Consider the following 15727-nt stretch of genomic DNA (forward strand, 5'->3'; position numbering starts at 1 on the left):
GGGATGCATTCGCGCTTCGCACGGGGGTGGTCCGCGACCGGATCCTCCCTCGCCGCGCTCGTCCTGACGTCGGGCTGCGGCGCCAGTGCGCAGGACGATGTGCACGTCCACGCGTCGCCGGCGTCGTCCAGGTCGGACGCGGTCTCCCCGTCACCGGCCCTCACCGGACCGGCCACGGCCGCACTGCGGGACCCGGAGCAACTGGTGAGCGAGAACGGACTGCTGAAGACGCGTGTCGTCGTCGAGCGGAAAAAGGTCGAACTCGCGGGCCGGCGGCTTTGGGCCCTGACCTACAACGGTCGGTTCATGCCGCCCACCCTGCGCATCAAGCCCGGAGACCGAATGGAGATCGCATTCGAGAACCGGCTGGACAAGCAGACGAACCTCCATGTGCACGGAATGCATGTCTCGCCGTCGGGGAGTTCGGACAACATCTTCCTGAGCATCGCCCCGGGCCGGACGTACCACTATGCCTACCAGTTCCCCAAGACCCTCGAACCCGGTACCTACTGGTACCACCCGCACGCCCACACGCTCTCCGCGGCCCAGACCGGCGGCGGGATGTCCGGCATCATCGTCGTGGACGGACTGGACAAGTACCTGCCGCCCGAGCTGCGCCACATCACCGAACACGTGATCGCTCTCAAGGACTTCCAGATCGTCCGCGACGAGATCAAGACACAGAACCTGAAGATGGGGGCGCCGACCACCCGCACCGTCAACGGTCAGCTCAACCCGCTCATCACCATCCGGCCCGGCGAGACCCAACTGTGGCGGCTGGCGAACATCAGCTCGAACATCTTCTACAAGGTGGCCCTGAAAGGGCAGAAGTTCCATGTCGTCGCGCAGGACGGCTACCCGGTCAACACGGTCTACTCGGCCGACTCGATCGTCATTCCGGCCGGCGCCCGCTACGACGTACTCGTGCAGGGCGGATCGCGGGGGACACGGCTGCTGGAGACACTGCCGTACAACACGGGGAAGGCCGGCAACCAGTTCCCGCGGGCCGCGCTCGCCACCGTGCGGACCGCCGGCGAGCCGATGACCGCCCAGCCCCTGCCGACCACGTTCGCTCCGGCCGACGACCTGGGCAGAGCTCGTGTCGTCGCCCGCAAGACGATCATCTACACCGAGAACAAGGCGGGCACCAGGTTCTATGTCAACGGCAAGCAGTTCGACCACCGTCGCGTCGACTTCCGGGTCAAGCTGAACACCGTCGAGGAATGGACCATCCGCAACAACACCGACGAGGTGCACTCCTTCCATGTGCACACCAATGACTTCCAGGTGATGAGCATCGACGGGAAGCCGCAGCGGAACTACGGCTTCCAGGACACCGTGGACATCCCCCAGCGGGGGAACATGGTGATCCGGACCCGTTTCCTGGACTACCCGGGCAGGACCGTGCTCCACTGCCACGTCCTCAACCACGAGGACCTGGGCATGATGTCCGTGCTGCAGATCGACAGATAGCCGGCCTGGAACGCCGCCGAGAGGATCCCGAGGATCTGCTCCTCCGCCGGCTGCCGCGGCGCGTTGCGGGTCACCGCGTCGGCGAGGGCGCCCGCGGCGATGGGGCGCAGCAGGTCCGTTGTGACGCCGAGGTCGTGCAGGGGCCGATGGATGCCGAGCGCGCCGGAGATCTCGCGGACCGCGTCGATCGCCGCGCGGGCCCAGTCGCCGTCGGCGGGCGGGGTGAGACGGAACGCGCGGGCGGTCTGCCCGTACGCGTCCTGGGCGGCCGGTGCGCCGAACTCCGGGACTCCTCCAGTACGGCGGCGAGTGCGACGCCGTGCGGGGTGCCGGTGTGGGCGGTGAGCGCGTGGCCGATCCCGTGGACGAGGCCCAGTCCCGAGACGGACAGCGCCTGACCCGCCAGGTGCGCGCCGAGCATCAACCCGGCGCGGGCCTCCAGGTCCGAGCCGTCGCGATGGGCGATCGGCAGCCAGTGGCCGACCATCGCCACCGCCTGGGTCGCGTACGCCACCGACACCGGGTTCGCACCCCGCGAGGCCAGTGACTCGATGCCGTGCACCAGGGCGTCGATGCCGGTGGCGGCGGTGATCCGGGCGGGCAGGCCGAGCGTCAGCTCCGGGTCCAGCAGCGCGATCCGCGGCTTGACCGACGGATGACCGAGGTACACCTTGCTGCGGGCTGCGGGCTGCGGGCTGCGGTGTCCTCGATGACCCCGAAGCCGTTGGTCTCCGCACCCGTTCCCGAGGCGGTCGGAACCGCGATCAGCGGCAGCCCGTCGAGCGCCTCCCGCAGTGCGTCCGCGTCCGCCGCCGACGCGTCCGCGTTCCCGACGAGCAACGAGATGCCCCTGGCCGCGTCCAGGACCGAGCCCCCGCCGAGGGCCACGACGACCGCCGGGCCGAACTCCGGTGCCTGAGAGGCGCCTTGTCGACGCTGCCGGTGGACGGGTTGGCGCCCACCCCGTCGTACTCACCGTGCTCGACGCCCGCCGCGCCCAGCACCTTGACCACCTGGCCGACGACCCCGGCGGCCCGCAGCCCGCGATCGGTCACCACGAAGGCGCGGCTCATACCGAGGGACGAGACCAGGTCCGGGAGATGGGCGAGGCGGCCGGGGCCGAACTCGATACGGCAGGTGGGGTCGACGGTCAGCTGACTGCTGAGGGACTCGCCCGTGGCGTACGGCTCCTGGTGACGCGGGGAAGGGGGGAGGAGGACGGTTCGGCTCAGGCGGGGGCGCTCAGCAGGGCCTCCTCCGGGCGCGGCAGCCGGAACTCCCGTCCGGCCAGGACCTCGTAGAAGCGGACCGGGATCGAGCGCCGACGCGGAAGGTCTCGTCGGTGATCCGCCGTACGGCGTCGAGGAGCCGGTCCTTCACCGAGGCGTGGACGACGACCCGGGAACCGGCGTTGCAGGTCTGTCCCGCGTTGTGGAAGATCCCCCACGCCACGGCGGACGCGGCGGACTCGATGTCGGCGTCGGCCAGGACCAGTTGGGGCGACCTGCCGCCCGCCTCCGCGGCGACCTGCTTGCCGTTCGACTCGCCCGCGTACACCTGGAGGAGCCGGGCCACCTCCGCCGAGCCGGTGAAGGCGATCCTGCCGACCTCGGGATGGCGGCCGAGGGCCTGACCGTCGCCATGTCGTCCCGCGTCGAGCCCTCGCCGCCGGTCGGGTTGAACGCACCGAGAGCGGCGGCCGCGGTGCCGCCGGCGGTCATACCGAGCACCCTGCGGCGCGTCCAGGGGCAGGTGCGGTGGGAGTTGGGCATGCGGGAACCCCGTACGTGGGGGAAATGGAGTCGGGCGGGCCTGGTTCAACACGTGAGGTGAGTGGTGAAACCAGTGGGGCGTCAAGGCGAGCCGCAGGACTGGACGTAGCGTGAGTCCGTCAACGTACGCCCGCACACCGGGAGTCCAGGATGGCCCGCTCCGAAGCCCGCGTCACCACCGACCGCCCCGCCCGCTATGCCAAGCAGCTCGCCTCACACCTCGGCCGCCGTGCGCAGACCGACTGGGACGAGGAGAGCGGCCTGGGCACGATCGCCTTCGAGAACGGCGGCACCGGCACCCTCTTTGCCGGCGAGGGCGCGCTGCTGCTCGCGGTGGAGGCGGACGCCGAGCACCTCGACCTCCTGGAGGCCGTCGTCGGCCGGCACCTGGTGCGCTTCGGCGCCCGCGACGAACTCCTCGTCGAATGGCACCGCGACAACGGCGACCCGGGCACCACCCAACGCAACGCCGAGGACCCGATGCCTCACTGAACTAGTCGAACTGGCTCGGCAGTGGTGCCGGGGTCTTGCCGGACAGGACGTCCTTGAGGCGCTGTGCGCCGTTCTGCAGGGCCAGCATGGTGCTGTCGTGGTCGACGCCGGAAAGGCCGCCGTTGGTGACCGCGGCCCCGGAGGCGCCGACGCGGAACACCGCGACGTCCAGGGTGGTCTTGGCGGGCTGCCCGTTCGGGGTGCCCTGGACGGTGACCGTGAGCGCCGCCAGCGCGTCGCCCGCCTTCGGCGGCTCCTTGTACTCGACGACCTGCACGGTGCGCGGGCTGCCGTCGGCGGCGGTCGCGGTGAACTGGTTGCACTTCTCCGGCAGGGACTTCAGCCAGTCCAGTGTGGCGTTCAGGTTGGCCGAGCCGTAGTCGCCGACCTGGTAGAGCAGCCGGGAGTCCTGCGAGGTGAACCCGCGCAGTCCCGAGGCCCCGGTGGTGCGGCCGAGGAGGCTGTCGGAGTACAGGCCGTCGAGCAGCCGCTGGCAGTCGGCGGCATCGGCCTTGGCGGTGAGGAACTGCGCCACGTCGACCTTGCCGACCAGCATCGTGTTGCGCCAGGTGGCGGCGTCGTTGGCCAGCTGCCAGTCATCCTCGATGTCGGCCGGCGTGATCAGCGCGGCCTGTGCGCCCGCCCCCGTGAGGGCGGGGGTCGCGGACGGGGCGGGGGAGCGCTCGGCGGCCGGTGAGACGGTCGAGGCTTCGGGGGTGCCGCTCCCGTCCGCACAGGCCGCCGTGGCGAGCAGGGTCCCCGCCGCCAGGGCCGAGGCGAGAACACGCGCGGGTCGGGACGGACGGGTCATCGCGACTGCCTCCTCGGGAACGCGGTACGTCACTCCGGGGAAGGCGCTGGCGCGTCCCGCCACGAGAGAACGTCGGTACGTGCCTCCACGCCACCATCCGGCACGACTGCCGACCACCCGCACGTGTCATTCGGGTGAGCGTCGTGGGCCGGTGAGGCGGTGACCGGTGATCTGGACCCGTGAGTGTCATGAACCCGGAGCCGTGATCCGTACCCTGCGGCTGCCGCAGCGCGGGCACACCGCGTCGGCGAGCGGCGACCGTACGGCCCGGCCCGCCTCGTCGACGTACTCCAGGGTGCTCTGCAGGCCCGGGTCGGCTGTCGGGTCGGTGAAGAAGACCGCCTGGAAGACGGCCTCCCAGACCTTGCCGCAGCTCCCGCAGGTGAACACGAAGGTCTCGGGCACGGCACCGGGCACCGGCCCGGGACCCGGGGGCTCGGTCATCGGATCCGGCTCCTGTCGCTCGGCCTGCTTCTCCAGCGGACAGCCCCGCCCGGCCGACGGCAAGTCGGCGCCGGGTGTCCCAGGCGTGGACGCCCTCTTGACGCCGGGCGGAGGCCGATCGACACTCCAGATGGGAATCCTAGTGAAAAGGTAGGGAAAGATGGGTCGCCTGCGGACGGTCACCGGCAGACAGCGCCGTGAGAGCCGTACGCCCTGCCCGGCCCCCCTGCTCACCTCCCGCCTGCACATCGATCTGCTCCGTGTCTGCAGCGCCATCAGCCGCAGAGGCTGAGCGCCCGCCCTCAGCCGTACGAGCCGAGCGCCCACCCATCGACGAACGCTTCCGCCGCGCGTACGTCCGCGCGCCCGCACCCGGGGAGACGCATGTCCATCACTCCGCTCGCCGCCATCCCGTCCGTCCGTACCGCCCCCGCCTTCCGGGGACGCATCGGCCAGGACGCGCGCAGCGGCCACTACGCAGTGCCGCGCCGCTACCGGCTCCACCTCGCCACCGCCTGTCCCGACGGCCTCCGTATCGCCGTCGGCCACAGCCTCCTGGCCCTGGACGACTGTTGTCCGGTCACCTTCCTGCCCGCCGTCCCCGACTGTCCCGACGGCAGTCACGCGGCCCTGCGCCCGCTGTACGAGGCGAGCGCCCACCACTACTCCGGTCCGGCCCTCGCGCCCGTGCTCAGCGACGACTGGTCCGGGCGGATCGTCAGCAACCACGGCCGCGACATCCTGCGCGACCTGGACCGTCACTTCGGCGACGGCGTCACCCGGCTCTATCCGTGCGGCGCCGAAGCGGAGATCGAGGCCGTCGAGCGGCTGTGCTCGCAGGGCATCGAGCAGGCGGCGCAGCGCGCCGGCCGCGAGGGCGGCGACCCGGCGGCGCTCGACGTCCTGCTCACCGCGCTCGGCGAACTGGAGCGCCGGCTGACCGGCGTGGAGTTCCTGGTGGGCGGTCAACTCACGGCAGCCGACGTGGAGTTGTGGGTCGCGCTGGTGCAGCTCGACACCGTGCACCGCAACCACCTGGACGCCTCCGCCGTGCACCGCATCGCCGACCATCCCGCGCTGTGGGCCTACGCCCGGCGGCTGGCCGGGCACCCCGCCTTCGGCGTCCACCTCGACCTCGACGGCATCTCCCGCCGCCACCAGGGCCGTTGCCAGGGCCTGGAAGCCGCCGGTGCGGCCGTCCAGATCCTGGACTGGACGGGGCATGCGGCGGACACTTCCCGCAGGTGAGAGCGGCCCGGACCGTTCCACCAACCGGACAGCCGTTGACATTCGTTCGGGCGGATGACTTACTTACGGCCAGAACGGTCAAGAGCGTCAGCATCAAGCCCTGGCTTGCTGACCGGCAACCCTCGCTTCGCGGTGGGGTGCCCCAGGTGACGACCCGACCGGATGACGACGTTCGGTAAGCGCGAGGCCCTTCGGGCCATCCCGACAGTGACAGGTGGCGGACATGTACGCAGCTCCCAGGACGGCCCGGCGCCGCCCCCAGGGCTGCGTACAGCCGTACCCGAACCCGCTGGTCGCCGACCGTGCCGTCGACCTGCTCCGCGTCAACAGTGCCCTGTGTAGCGCGTGTACCGCACCGGGCTGTGCCCGCTGTCGGGTCTGACCAGGCCTTTTCGCCCAGTACCCGCAGCTTCGCGTCTCAGCGTTCCTGACCCAAGCACCGGCCGTCCGGTGTGACGCCGTCCGCCCAGCCCCCGTGTCCCGCGCGCCCCCGCAGCATCGAGCCGTGCCCGAACACGGTCCTGTGCCGCGTCCCCGGCCGTGGGATCCGGGGTGTCCGACTCCGCCGGAGCCCACCATGAGTGAACCCCCAGGCGCCACCATCGCCGCCCCCGAGGCACCGCCCACTGACAAACCGTCAAAACCCCTCGCAGCGCAGCGGGTCACCCCGCTGCGCAGACCGGGACGGTGGATCGCCACCGCCGTCGTCCTGGTGCTGGCCGCCCAGTTCGTTCACGGACTGGTGACCAACCCCTTCTACCAGTGGGACCGTTGGGGCTACTGGTTCCTGCGGCCGACCATCCTCGACGGGCTGGTCATCACCCTCGAAGTCACCGCCTACAGCGCGGTGCTGGGCCTTCTCGGCGGCGTCCTGCTGGCCCTGGCCAGGCTCTCGAAGAGCCCGGTGCTGCGCGCGGTCAGCTGGACGTACGTCTGGGCGCTGCGCTCCATCCCGCTCATCGTGGTGCTGCTCTTCCTCTACAACTTCAGCGCCCTGTACAGGACGTTGAGCGTCGGTGTCCCGTTCGGTCCGGCCTTCTTCTCCTTCGACGAGTCGAAGCTCGCCACCGACATGGTCATCGCCGTCATCGGCCTCAGCCTCAACGAGGCGGCCTACGCGGCCGAGGTGGTCCGCGGCGGTATCCTCTCCGTGGACCAGGGCCAGCACGAGGCGGCCGCCGCGCTCGGTCTGCCCAAGGGCTACCAGTTCCGGAAGATAGTCTTCCCGCAGGCGCTCAGGTCGATCATCCCGAACTACGTCAACCAGCTCATCGGCCTGATCAAGAGCACCTCGCTGGTCTTCTACGTCTCGCTGCTCGACCTCTTCGGCACCGCGCAGAGCATGGGCTCCACCTACCCCGGCGACATCGTGCCGCTGCTGCTGGTGGTCACCGCCTGGTACCTGATCCTCACCAGCGTCGTCTCGGTGATCCAGTTCTACGTCGAGCGGTACTACGCCCGGGGCGCCACCCGCTCCCTGCCGCCGACGCCCCTGCAGAAACTGCGGGCCGGCCTCACCGACCTGCGCGCCCGCATCCGCCGGGAGGCCGCCGTATGAGCACCGTCGACACCCTGGGGACGGCCCCCGCCGCCCTGGAGATCCACGACGTCCACAAGTGGTACGGCGCCCACCGCGTCCTCGACGGCGTCGACCTGACCATCCGCCCCGGCGAGGTCACCGTCGTCATCGGCCCGTCCGGTTCCGGCAAGTCCACTCTCCTCAGGGTGGTCAACCACCTGGAGAAGCCCGAGATCGGCTACGTCAGCATCAACGACGAGCTGATCGGGGTGAAGCGGCAGGGCGAGAGGCTCAAGGAGCTGAGCGAGCGCGCCATCCTGGCCCAGCGCGGCCGGATCGGCTTCGTCTTCCAGAACTTCAACCTCTTCCCGCACCTGACCGCGCTGGACAACGTGGCCGCCGCCCCCGTCGCCACCGGAAAGCTGACCAAGCCCGAAGCCCAGGCGCTGGCCAAGGAACTCCTCGAACGCGTCGGCCTCGGCGAACGCGTGGGCGCCTACCCCCGGCAGCTGTCCGGCGGCCAGCAGCAGCGTGTCGCCATCGCCCGCGCCCTCGCCCTGCGCCCCGGCGTCATCCTCTTCGACGAGCCCACCTCCGCCCTGGACCCCGAGCTCGTCGGCGAGGTCCTCTACGTCATCAAGGACCTGGCCACCAGCGGCACCACGCTCGTCATCGTCACCCACGAGATCGGCTTCGCCCGCGAGATCGCCGACCGGGTCGTCTTCATCGACGGCGGCAGGATCGTCGAACAGGGCCCGCCCTCCGAGGTCCTCGACAAGCCACAGCACGAGCGGACCAGGGACTTCCTCAGCAAGGTCCTCTGAATCAAGGTCCTCCGCCGCAAGGCGCTCTGACGCAAGGCGCTCCGGCCTCCGGCCGCACCCCTCGACTTCCCCTCACGCCCTCACCCTCATCACCGGCACCGACAAGGAACGGCCATGTCTACCCACTTCACCCGACGCAGCCTGATCAGAGGCATCACCGCGGCCACCGCCGTCGCCTCCCTCGCCACCGGGCTCGCCGCCTGCGGTGGCAACAGCGACGCGGCCACCACCACCGGCACCGCCAAGTCCGGCGAGGTCGTCGTCGGCCAGGTGTCCAACGGCGCCGCCACCCAGACCACCATCAAGGTCTCCGAGGTCAAGTCCATCAGCGCCGAACTGCCCGCCGCCGTCAAGAAGAGCGGCAAGCTGGAGATCGGCATCGGCGCCCTGCCCGCCGGCTTCCCGCCGCTGGCCTTCACCGGCAGCGACCAGAAGACCCTGACCGGCTCCGAGCCCGACCTCGGCCGCCTGGTCGCCGCGGTCCTCGGACTCGAGCCCGAAGTCCAGAACTCCACCTGGGAGAACCTGTTCGTCGGCATCGACAGCGGCAAGGTCGACGTGGCCTTCTCCAACGTCACCGACACCGAGGAGCGCAAGAAGAAGTACGAGTTCGCGTCCTACCGGCAGGACAACCTCGCCTTCCTCGTACCGAAGAAGAGCACCTGGAACTTCGACGGCAACTACGAGAACCTCGCCGGCAAGACGATCGCCGTCGGCTCCGGCACCAACCAGGAGAAGATCCTCCTGGAGTGGAAGGCGAAGCTCGCCAAGGAGGGCAAGAAGCTCAACGTCAAGTACTTCCAGGACAGCAACAGCACCTACCTTGCCGTGTCCAGCGGCAAGGTCGACGCCTCCTTCGGCCCCAACCCCGGCTTCGCCTACCACAACCGACAGACCGCGAACACGCCCAACGCCACCCGCACCGCGGGCACCTACTCCGGCGCGGGCGCCAGCCTCCAGGGCCTGATCGCGGCCACCGCGAAGAAGGACAGCGGCCTCGCCAAGCCCCTTGCGGACGCCATCAACTATCTGATCAAGAACGGTCAGTACGCCGAGTGGCTCAAGGCGTACAACCTCTCCAACGAGGCTGTCGCCAAGTCCGAGGTCAACCCGCCCGGGCTGCCGCTGGACAACTCCTGACCCACCGCACGCAGGGGGACCCGGCCGCCGCCCCGCGGCAGGGTCCCCGAGCGCGGTACACCGCAGCGTCGCACCCCGGAGACCGTCACCGATGTCCGCCACTCGCATCGAAGCCCCCTCCTCGCACCCCGAAGCCCTCCCTCCCTCCCACGTCCTCGACAACCCCGCCTGGGCCGCCCTCACCGGCCCGCACGCCCACTTGGCCGAACGGGTCGGCAGGGCCGCCCGCTACCCCGCCGACGTGGCCGGCTTCCACGCCGTCGCCGACGCCGGCGACCCCCGGGCCTGGGCCGACCTGGCATCCCTCGTCGGCCCCGGCGGCACCGCCGCGGTGCGGGGTGTGACCGAGGCACCCGACGGCTGGGAGATCCTCCGCATCGGCAACGGCGTCCAGCTCGTCGACACCGGCCTGCGCGCCGAGCCCGCCCCCGAAGCCGTACGACTCGGCCCGGAGGACGTGCCCGAGATCCTGGACCTGGTCGCCCGCACCGAGCCCGGCCCCTATCTGCCGCGCACCATCGACATGGGTACCTACCTGGGCATCCGGCACCGCGGCAGGTTGATCGCCCTCGCCGGGGAACGGCTGCACCCGCCCGGCTGGACCGAGATCAGCGCCGTGTGCACCGACCCAGGTCACCGCGGCCGGGGGCTGGCCACCCGCCTCGTCCGCGCGGTCGCGGCCGGCATCAGGGAGCGCGGCGAGCAGCCCTTCCTGCACGCCCGGGCCGACAACGCCGACGCGATCCGGCTGTACGAGTCGATCGGCTTCACCCTGCGCCGCCGCACGGTCTTCGCGCTCGTACGGCACACCGGAACCACCGTCCGGCGAGAGCCCGGCGCAACCGCCGTCCGGCAAGAACCCGCCGCAACCGCCGTCCGGCACCGGCAAGAGCCCACCGCGGCCGCCGGCCGGCGAAAGCCCACACCGGCCGCCGGCCGGCAACAGCCCACACCGGCCGTCGGCCAGGAAGAAACGGAACAGCCGTGCCGTTGAACCCGTCGACGGCGGAAGACGACCGGGCGGAGGCACGGCACATGACACGTGTACTCCGCTCCGCCCGCCTCCACTCCCGGCCCCATATCGACCTCCAGCGCGTGGCCGGCGCGCTCTGTAGTGCCTGACCCGGTACCCCCAGCTGCGCCCTCCCCGGTCGGCGTGCCCTCGTACGGATCTTCAGGAAGGCACCTTTGTGTCCTCAGCACCCCTTTCTCCCCTGCATCTCGCCGTCGCCCTCGACGGCACCGGCTGGCACCCCGCCTCCTGGCGCGAGCCGGTCGCCCGCCCCCGTGAGCTGTTCACCGCCGGATACTGGGCCGACCTGGTCGCCGAGGCCGAGCGGGGGCTACTCGACTTCGTCACCATCGAGGACGGCCTCGGCCTGCAGTCCTCGCACTACGGCGAGCTGGACGGCCGTACCGACCAGGTCCGCGGCCGCCTGGACGCCGTCCTGATCGCCTCCCGTATCGCACCCCTGTCCAGCCACATCGGCCTGGTGCCGACGGTGATCGCCACCCACACGGAGCCGTTCCACATCTCCAAGGCGATCGCCACGCTCGACTACGTCAGCACCGGCCGCGCCGGGGTCCGGGTGCAGGTCTCCGCCCGCCCGCACGAGGCGGACCACTTCGGCCGGCGCACGTTCCCGCCGATCTCCCTGACGGAACTGCGCACCCCGGCCGGGCAGGAGCGGCTCGCCGAGCACTTCGACGAGGCCGCCGACCACATCGAGGCCGTGCGCCGTCTCTGGGACAGCTGGGAGGACGACGCCGAGATCCGGGACGCGGCGACCGGGCGCTTCATCGACCGCGACAAGCTGCACTACATCGACTTCGAGGGCGGCAAGTTCAGCGTCAAGGGCCCCTCCATCACCCCGCGCCCGCCGCAGGGGCAGCCCCTCGTCACCGCCCTCGGCCACCAGACCGTCCCCTACCGCCTGATCGCCCGTCAGGCCGACGTCGGCTACGTCACCCCGCACGACACCGCCGACGCCCGCGCGATCGTCGCCGAGATCCGCGCCGAACAGGAGGCCGCCGGACGGGCCGGCGACACCGTGCACGTCTTCGGCGACCTGGTGGTCTTCCTGGACGACGACCCGGCCACGGCCACCGCCCGCAAGGAGCGCCTCGACACCCTGGACGGCGGCGCGCTGACCAGCGACGCCCGGATCTTCACCGGCACGGCTGCCCAACTCGCCGACCTCCTGGAGGAGTTCGCGGCGGAGGGGCTGTCCGGCTTCCGGCTGCGGCCCGCCGTCCTCGGCCACGACCTGCCGCGCATCACACAGGACCTGGTCCCCGAACTCCAGCGCCGCGGCCGCTTCCGGACCGCCTACGAGGCCGACACCCTGCGCGGACTCCTCGGGCTCTCCCGCCCCGCCAACCGCTATGCCGCCGCCCTCGCCTGAGCCGGAAGGACCGCACACCGTCATGAGCAAGCCGCTGAAGCAGATCCACCTGGCCGCGCACTTCCCGGGTGTCAACAACACCACCGTGTGGAGCGATCCGGCCGCCGGCAGCCACATCGAGTTCAGCTCCTTCGCGCACTTCGCGAGGACCGCCGAACGCGCCAAGTTCGACTTCCTGTTCCTCGCCGAGGGCCTGCGGCTGCGCGAACAGGGTGGGAAAATATACGACTTGGATGTGGTCGGTCGCCCCGACACCTTCACGATCCTCGCCGCACTGGCCGCCGTCACCGACCGTCTCGGCCTGACCGGCACCATCAACTCCACCTTCAACGAGCCCTACGAGGTGGCCCGCCAGTTCGCCAGCCTCGACCACCTCTCCGCCGGCCGGGCCGCCTGGAACGTGGTCACCTCCTGGGACGCCTTCACCGGTGAGAACTTCCGGCGCGGCGGCTTCCTGCCGCAGGATGAGCGCTACTCCCGCGCCAAGGAGTTCCTCACCACCGCGAACGAGCTCTTCGACTCCTGGCACGGCGACGAGATCCTCGCCGACCAGGCCACCGGCACCTTCCTGCGGGACGCCGGGGCCGGCTCCTTCGTGCACAAGGGCGCCCAGTTCGACATCCACGGCCAGTTCAACGTCCCGCGCTCCCCGCAGGGCCGCCCGGTGATCTTCCAGGCCGGCGAGTCCGACGAGGGCCGCGAGTTCGCCGCCTCCAGTGCCGACGCGATCTTCAGCCGGTACGCCACCCTCGACGCCGGCCAGGCCTTCTACACGGACGTGAAGTCCCGCCTCGCCAAGTACGGCCGGGCCCCCGGCGACCTGCTCATCCTGCCCGCCGCCAGCTTCGTCCTCGGCGACACCGACGAGGAGGCGGAGGAGATCGCCCACCAGGTGCGCAGGCAGCAGGTGAGTGGCGCCACCGCCCTCAAGCACCTGGAGTTCGTCTGGAACCGGGACCTGTCGGCCTACGACCCGGAAGGCCCGCTGCCGGACGTCGATCCGCTGGTGGCCGAGGAGCACATCTCCCGGGGCCGGGCCCAGGTCAGGATGTACCGCGACCCGATCGCCATCGCCCGTGAGTGGCGGGAGCTGGCCGAGGCCAACAAGTGGTCCATCCGCGACCTGGTGATCAACACCGGCAACCGGCAGACCTTCGTCGGCTCCCCGGCCACGGTGGCCAGGACGATCAACGACTTCGTTCAGGCGGACGTCGCCGACGGCTTCATCCTGGTCCCGCACATCACCCCCGGCGGCCTCGACGGCTTCGCCGACACGGTCGTACCGCTGCTCCAGGAGCAGGGTGTGTTCCGCACCGAGTACGAGGGCACCACCCTCCGCGACCACCTGGGCCTCGCGCACCCCGACGAGAAGCGCAGCGAGCGGGCCGCGTCATGAAGTTCCTGGCGATCACCCTGATCGTGCACCGCCCGGATCCGCTCACCGGCGTCCGGAAGCCGACCCACGACCGGTTCCGCGAAGTGCTCGACAACGCCGTGCTCGCCGAGGAGCTGGGCTTCGACGGCTTCGGGGTGGGGGAGCGGCACGAGCGGCCGTTCATCTCCTCCTCCCCGACCGTCGTCCTCAGCCATGTCGCCGCCCTCACCCGGCGCATCCGCCTCATCACCGCCGTCACCACGCTCAGTCTGCTCGACCCGGTCCGTGCCTACGAGGACTACGCGACCCTCGACCACCTCTCCGAGGGCCGGCTGGACCTGATCATCGGCAAGGGCAACGGCACCGCCCAGCGCGAGCTGTTCCACGTCACCCCCGAGGACCAGTGGGACCGCAACGCCGAGAGCTACGAGGTGTTCCGGCGGCTCTGGCGCGAGGACAGGGTGACGGCACGGACCCGGTTCCGGCCGGAACTGACGGACGCCGAGGTCTGGCCGCGCCCCTACCAGCGGCCGGTCCGGGTCTGGCACGGCAGCGCGACCAGCAAGGAGTCCGTGGACCTCGCCGCCCGCTACGGCGACCCGCTGTTCTCCGCCAACGTCACCAACCCCATAGAGCCGTACGCCGAGCTGATCCGGTACTACCGCGAACGCTGGGAGCACTACGGCCACGACCCGGCGGACATCGCCGTCGGCGCGGGCACGGCGGGCCTCTACGTGGCGCCGACCTCGCAGGAGGCGCTGGAGGTGTACCGGCCGGTCTTCGAGAGCAACCTCGCGTTCCAGAAGAAGGCCGGTCTGCCGGTGGTCTTCGAGACGGCCGAGGACTTCGTCGAGCGCAGCTCGGCCCTGATCGGCAGCCCGCAGCAGATCATCGACAAGGTCCGCCGCTACCACGGGCAGTTCGGGCACACCGTGCTGCATCTGCACGCGGACGCGGGCGGGCTGACGGACGCCCAGCACCGTGACTCCCTTGAGCTGTTCCAGTCCGCGGTCGCGCCCGTGCTCCGTGCGGAGATCCCGGACCCGCCGTTCGCCTGGGCCCCCGTGCTGCCGGCCGCCGAGGAGCCCGCGCATGTCTGACATCCCCCTCGGCGTCCTCGACCTGGTGCCGATACCGAGCGGCGCCTCCGCCGCCGACGCCCTGCGCAACTCCATCGAACTCGCCCAGCGGGCCGAGGAGTTCGGCTACGCCCGGTACTGGTTCGCCGAGCACCACCTCAACCCGGGCGTCGCCGGCACGTCCCCCGCGGTCGTCCTCGCGCTGACCGCGGCCGCGACCTCCACCATCCGGCTGGGCTCCGGCGCCGTACAACTCGGCCATCGCACCGCGCTGTCCACGGTCGAGGAGTTCGGCCTGGTCGACGCCCTGCATCCGGGCCGCCTCGATCTGGGCCTGGGCCGCTCCGGCGGCCGTCCGCCGGCGGCGAAGGCGGCCCCGGCGGCGACCGCGACCCCCGTGGTCGACGGCCGGGCACCGAACGGCCTGCTGATCCCGCCCCGCTTCTCCTTCGCCCGCCTCCTCGGCTCACCGCGCATCGCGCTCCAGCGCAGCCTGCTCCTGCTCCCGAACGCAGAGTCCCAGGAGTACGCCGAGCAGATCGACGACATCCTCGCGCTGCTCGCCGGCACCTACCGCACCGAGGACGGCGTCGAGGCCCATGTCGTGCCCGGGGAGGGGGCCGACGTCGAGCTGTGGATCCTGGGCAGCAGCGGCGGCGAGAGCGCCGAGGCCGCGGGCGCCCGGGGCCTGCGCTTCGCCGCCAACTACCACGTCAGCCCGGCCACCGTCCTGGAGGCGGTGGACGGCTACCGGTCCTTCTTCCAGCCCTCCGACCACCTCGACAAGCCGTACGTCAGCGTCTCCGCCGATGTCGTGGTCGCCGAGGACGAGGCCACCGCCCGCGAACTCGCCACCGGCTACGGCCCCTGGGTCCGCAGTATCCGTACGGCCGAGGGCGCCATCCCCTTCCCCACCCCCGAGGAGGCCCGGGCCCACGTCTGGACGGACGAGGACCGCGAACTCGTCCAGGACCGCCTGGACACCCAGTTCGTCGGCAGCCCGCAGCAGGTCGCCGACCGGCTGGAACAGCTCCAGGAGGCCACCGGCGCCGACGAGCTGCTCATCACGACGATCACCCACGGCCGACGCGACCGCGTCCGTTCGTACGAACTCCTCGCCGAGGAGTGGGCGCGGCGCTGACCTC

Annotated in this window: 14 protein-coding genes, 6 pseudogenes and 1 riboswitch; of the genes and pseudogenes, 13 read left to right on the forward strand and 7 right to left on the reverse strand. The window is 71.1% G+C overall.

Annotated elements, in window-relative coordinates; all coding sequences use genetic code 11:
* Positions 1-3: 3 nt before the first annotated feature.
* Entirely contained in the window at positions 4-1473 is a 1470-nt protein-coding gene (locus ACIRR9_RS49445) for a multicopper oxidase family protein (RefSeq protein ID WP_403766584.1), read from the forward strand.
* Here the strand turns inward: ACIRR9_RS49445 and ACIRR9_RS49450 are convergent.
* The 5 pseudogenes from ACIRR9_RS49450 to ACIRR9_RS49470 all read right to left on the reverse strand — a co-directional run.
* Positions 1389-1697: pseudogene (locus ACIRR9_RS49450) on the reverse strand (iron-containing alcohol dehydrogenase); the annotation flags it as partial. The gene ACIRR9_RS49445 and the pseudogene ACIRR9_RS49450 sit on opposite strands and share 85 nt — an antisense overlap.
* 128 nt (positions 1698-1825) lie before the next feature.
* A pseudogene (locus tag ACIRR9_RS49455) lies at positions 1826-2143 on the reverse strand (iron-containing alcohol dehydrogenase); the annotation flags it as partial.
* Positions 2086-2546 (reverse strand): annotated as a pseudogene (locus ACIRR9_RS49460) (iron-containing alcohol dehydrogenase). The pseudogenes ACIRR9_RS49455 and ACIRR9_RS49460, both read right to left, overlap by 58 nt.
* Before the next feature lie 169 nt (positions 2547-2715).
* Positions 2716-3096: pseudogene (locus ACIRR9_RS49465) on the reverse strand (aldehyde dehydrogenase family protein); the annotation flags it as partial.
* Positions 3097-3158: 62 nt separating this feature from the next.
* Positions 3159-3245, reverse strand: a pseudogene (locus tag ACIRR9_RS49470) (twin-arginine translocation signal domain-containing protein); the annotation flags it as partial.
* A 150-nt stretch (positions 3246-3395) separates the two neighbouring features.
* On the opposite strand from ACIRR9_RS49470, the gene ACIRR9_RS49475 reads away from it, so the two are divergent.
* On the forward strand, positions 3396-3737 hold the full coding sequence (locus tag ACIRR9_RS49475; protein WP_403766587.1) for a DUF2218 domain-containing protein: 342 nt from the start codon (positions 3396-3398) through the stop codon (positions 3735-3737).
* A 1-nt stretch (position 3738) separates the two neighbouring features.
* Here the strand turns inward: ACIRR9_RS49475 and ACIRR9_RS49480 are convergent, their stop codons facing one another.
* Positions 3739-4548 carry a hypothetical protein gene (locus ACIRR9_RS49480; protein WP_403766590.1) on the reverse strand — a complete coding sequence of 270 codons (810 nt, stop codon included), beginning with the start codon at positions 4546-4548 and terminating at the stop codon, positions 3739-3741.
* Positions 4549-4734: 186 nt separating this feature from the next.
* On the reverse strand, positions 4735-4992 hold the full coding sequence (locus ACIRR9_RS49485) for a hypothetical protein (RefSeq protein ID WP_403766593.1): 258 nt from the start codon (positions 4990-4992) through the stop codon (positions 4735-4737).
* Between the two features lie 160 nt (positions 4993-5152).
* Between ACIRR9_RS49485 and ACIRR9_RS49490 the strand changes: the two genes are divergently transcribed.
* The 11 genes and pseudogenes from ACIRR9_RS49490 (at position 5153) to ACIRR9_RS49540 (ending at position 15723) form a co-directional block, all read left to right on the forward strand.
* The gene (locus ACIRR9_RS49490; protein ID WP_365344909.1) at positions 5153-5284 is read left to right on the forward strand and encodes a putative leader peptide; all 132 of its coding nucleotides are present in this window, start codon (positions 5153-5155) and stop codon (positions 5282-5284) included.
* Positions 5285-5376: 92 nt separating this feature from the next.
* Complete coding sequence (locus ACIRR9_RS49495) at positions 5377-6240, forward strand: glutathione S-transferase C-terminal domain-containing protein (RefSeq protein ID WP_403766596.1); 864 nt, start codon at positions 5377-5379, stop codon at positions 6238-6240.
* A gap of 76 nt (positions 6241-6316) precedes the next feature.
* A riboswitch (SAM riboswitch) is annotated at positions 6317-6428 on the forward strand.
* 389 nt (positions 6429-6817) lie between these two features.
* Positions 6818-7798 (forward strand): amino acid ABC transporter permease, encoded by a 981-nt coding sequence (locus ACIRR9_RS49500; protein ID WP_403766599.1) that lies wholly within the window; start codon positions 6818-6820, stop codon positions 7796-7798.
* Positions 7795-8583, forward strand: a complete 789-nt coding sequence (locus ACIRR9_RS49505) for an amino acid ABC transporter ATP-binding protein (protein ID WP_403766602.1) — start codon at positions 7795-7797, stop codon at positions 8581-8583. Before ACIRR9_RS49500 ends, ACIRR9_RS49505 begins: the two co-directional genes overlap by 4 nt.
* Positions 8584-8697: 114 nt before the next feature.
* Positions 8698-9723, forward strand: a complete 1026-nt coding sequence (locus ACIRR9_RS49510; protein WP_403766605.1) for a transporter substrate-binding domain-containing protein — start codon at positions 8698-8700, stop codon at positions 9721-9723.
* A 91-nt stretch (positions 9724-9814) separates the two neighbouring features.
* Positions 9815-10543: pseudogene (locus tag ACIRR9_RS49515) on the forward strand (GNAT family N-acetyltransferase); the annotation flags it as partial.
* Between the two features lie 215 nt (positions 10544-10758).
* The gene (locus ACIRR9_RS49520) at positions 10759-10845 is read left to right on the forward strand and encodes a putative leader peptide (protein ID WP_311737268.1); all 87 of its coding nucleotides are present in this window, start codon (positions 10759-10761) and stop codon (positions 10843-10845) included.
* 68 nt (positions 10846-10913) lie between these two features.
* Positions 10914-12128: an LLM class flavin-dependent oxidoreductase gene (locus tag ACIRR9_RS49525; RefSeq protein ID WP_403766608.1), complete on the forward strand. Its 1215-nt coding sequence runs from the start codon at positions 10914-10916 to the stop codon at positions 12126-12128.
* 22 nt (positions 12129-12150) lie between these two features.
* Positions 12151-13524: an NtaA/DmoA family FMN-dependent monooxygenase gene (locus ACIRR9_RS49530; RefSeq protein ID WP_403766611.1), complete on the forward strand. Its 1374-nt coding sequence runs from the start codon at positions 12151-12153 to the stop codon at positions 13522-13524.
* Positions 13521-14603, forward strand: a complete 1083-nt coding sequence (locus ACIRR9_RS49535) for an LLM class flavin-dependent oxidoreductase (protein ID WP_403766614.1) — start codon at positions 13521-13523, stop codon at positions 14601-14603. Before ACIRR9_RS49530 ends, ACIRR9_RS49535 begins: the two co-directional genes overlap by 4 nt.
* On the forward strand, positions 14596-15723 hold the full coding sequence (locus tag ACIRR9_RS49540) for an LLM class flavin-dependent oxidoreductase (protein ID WP_403766617.1): 1128 nt from the start codon (positions 14596-14598) through the stop codon (positions 15721-15723). Before ACIRR9_RS49535 ends, ACIRR9_RS49540 begins: the two co-directional genes overlap by 8 nt.
* Positions 15724-15727: the final 4 nt, after the last annotated feature.

Source organism: Streptomyces sp. NPDC101234 (genome assembly GCF_044767525.1).
GTDB lineage: Bacteria > Actinomycetota > Actinomycetes > Streptomycetales > Streptomycetaceae > Streptomyces > Streptomyces sasae.

Coding starts and splice junctions, on each gene's coding strand:
- ACIRR9_RS49485 (WP_403766593.1), bottom strand. CDS start 4,992: ATGACCGAGCCCCCGGGTCCCGGGCCGGTGCCCGGTGCCGTGCCCGAG.
- ACIRR9_RS49445 (WP_403766584.1), top strand. CDS start 4: ATGCATTCGCGCTTCGCACGGGGGTGGTCCGCGACCGGATCCTCCCTC.
- ACIRR9_RS49475 (WP_403766587.1), top strand. CDS start 3,396: ATGGCCCGCTCCGAAGCCCGCGTCACCACCGACCGCCCCGCCCGCTAT.
- ACIRR9_RS49480 (WP_403766590.1), bottom strand. CDS start 4,548: ATGACCCGTCCGTCCCGACCCGCGCGTGTTCTCGCCTCGGCCCTGGCG.
- ACIRR9_RS49490 (WP_365344909.1), top strand. CDS start 5,153: ATGGGTCGCCTGCGGACGGTCACCGGCAGACAGCGCCGTGAGAGCCGT.
- ACIRR9_RS49510 (WP_403766605.1), top strand. CDS start 8,698: ATGTCTACCCACTTCACCCGACGCAGCCTGATCAGAGGCATCACCGCG.
- ACIRR9_RS49540 (WP_403766617.1), top strand. CDS start 14,596: ATGTCTGACATCCCCCTCGGCGTCCTCGACCTGGTGCCGATACCGAGC.
- ACIRR9_RS49530 (WP_403766611.1), top strand. CDS start 12,151: ATGAGCAAGCCGCTGAAGCAGATCCACCTGGCCGCGCACTTCCCGGGT.
- ACIRR9_RS49495 (WP_403766596.1), top strand. CDS start 5,377: ATGTCCATCACTCCGCTCGCCGCCATCCCGTCCGTCCGTACCGCCCCC.
- ACIRR9_RS49535 (WP_403766614.1), top strand. CDS start 13,521: ATGAAGTTCCTGGCGATCACCCTGATCGTGCACCGCCCGGATCCGCTC.
- ACIRR9_RS49505 (WP_403766602.1), top strand. CDS start 7,795: ATGAGCACCGTCGACACCCTGGGGACGGCCCCCGCCGCCCTGGAGATC.
- ACIRR9_RS49520 (WP_311737268.1), top strand. CDS start 10,759: ATGACACGTGTACTCCGCTCCGCCCGCCTCCACTCCCGGCCCCATATC.
- ACIRR9_RS49500 (WP_403766599.1), top strand. CDS start 6,818: ATGAGTGAACCCCCAGGCGCCACCATCGCCGCCCCCGAGGCACCGCCC.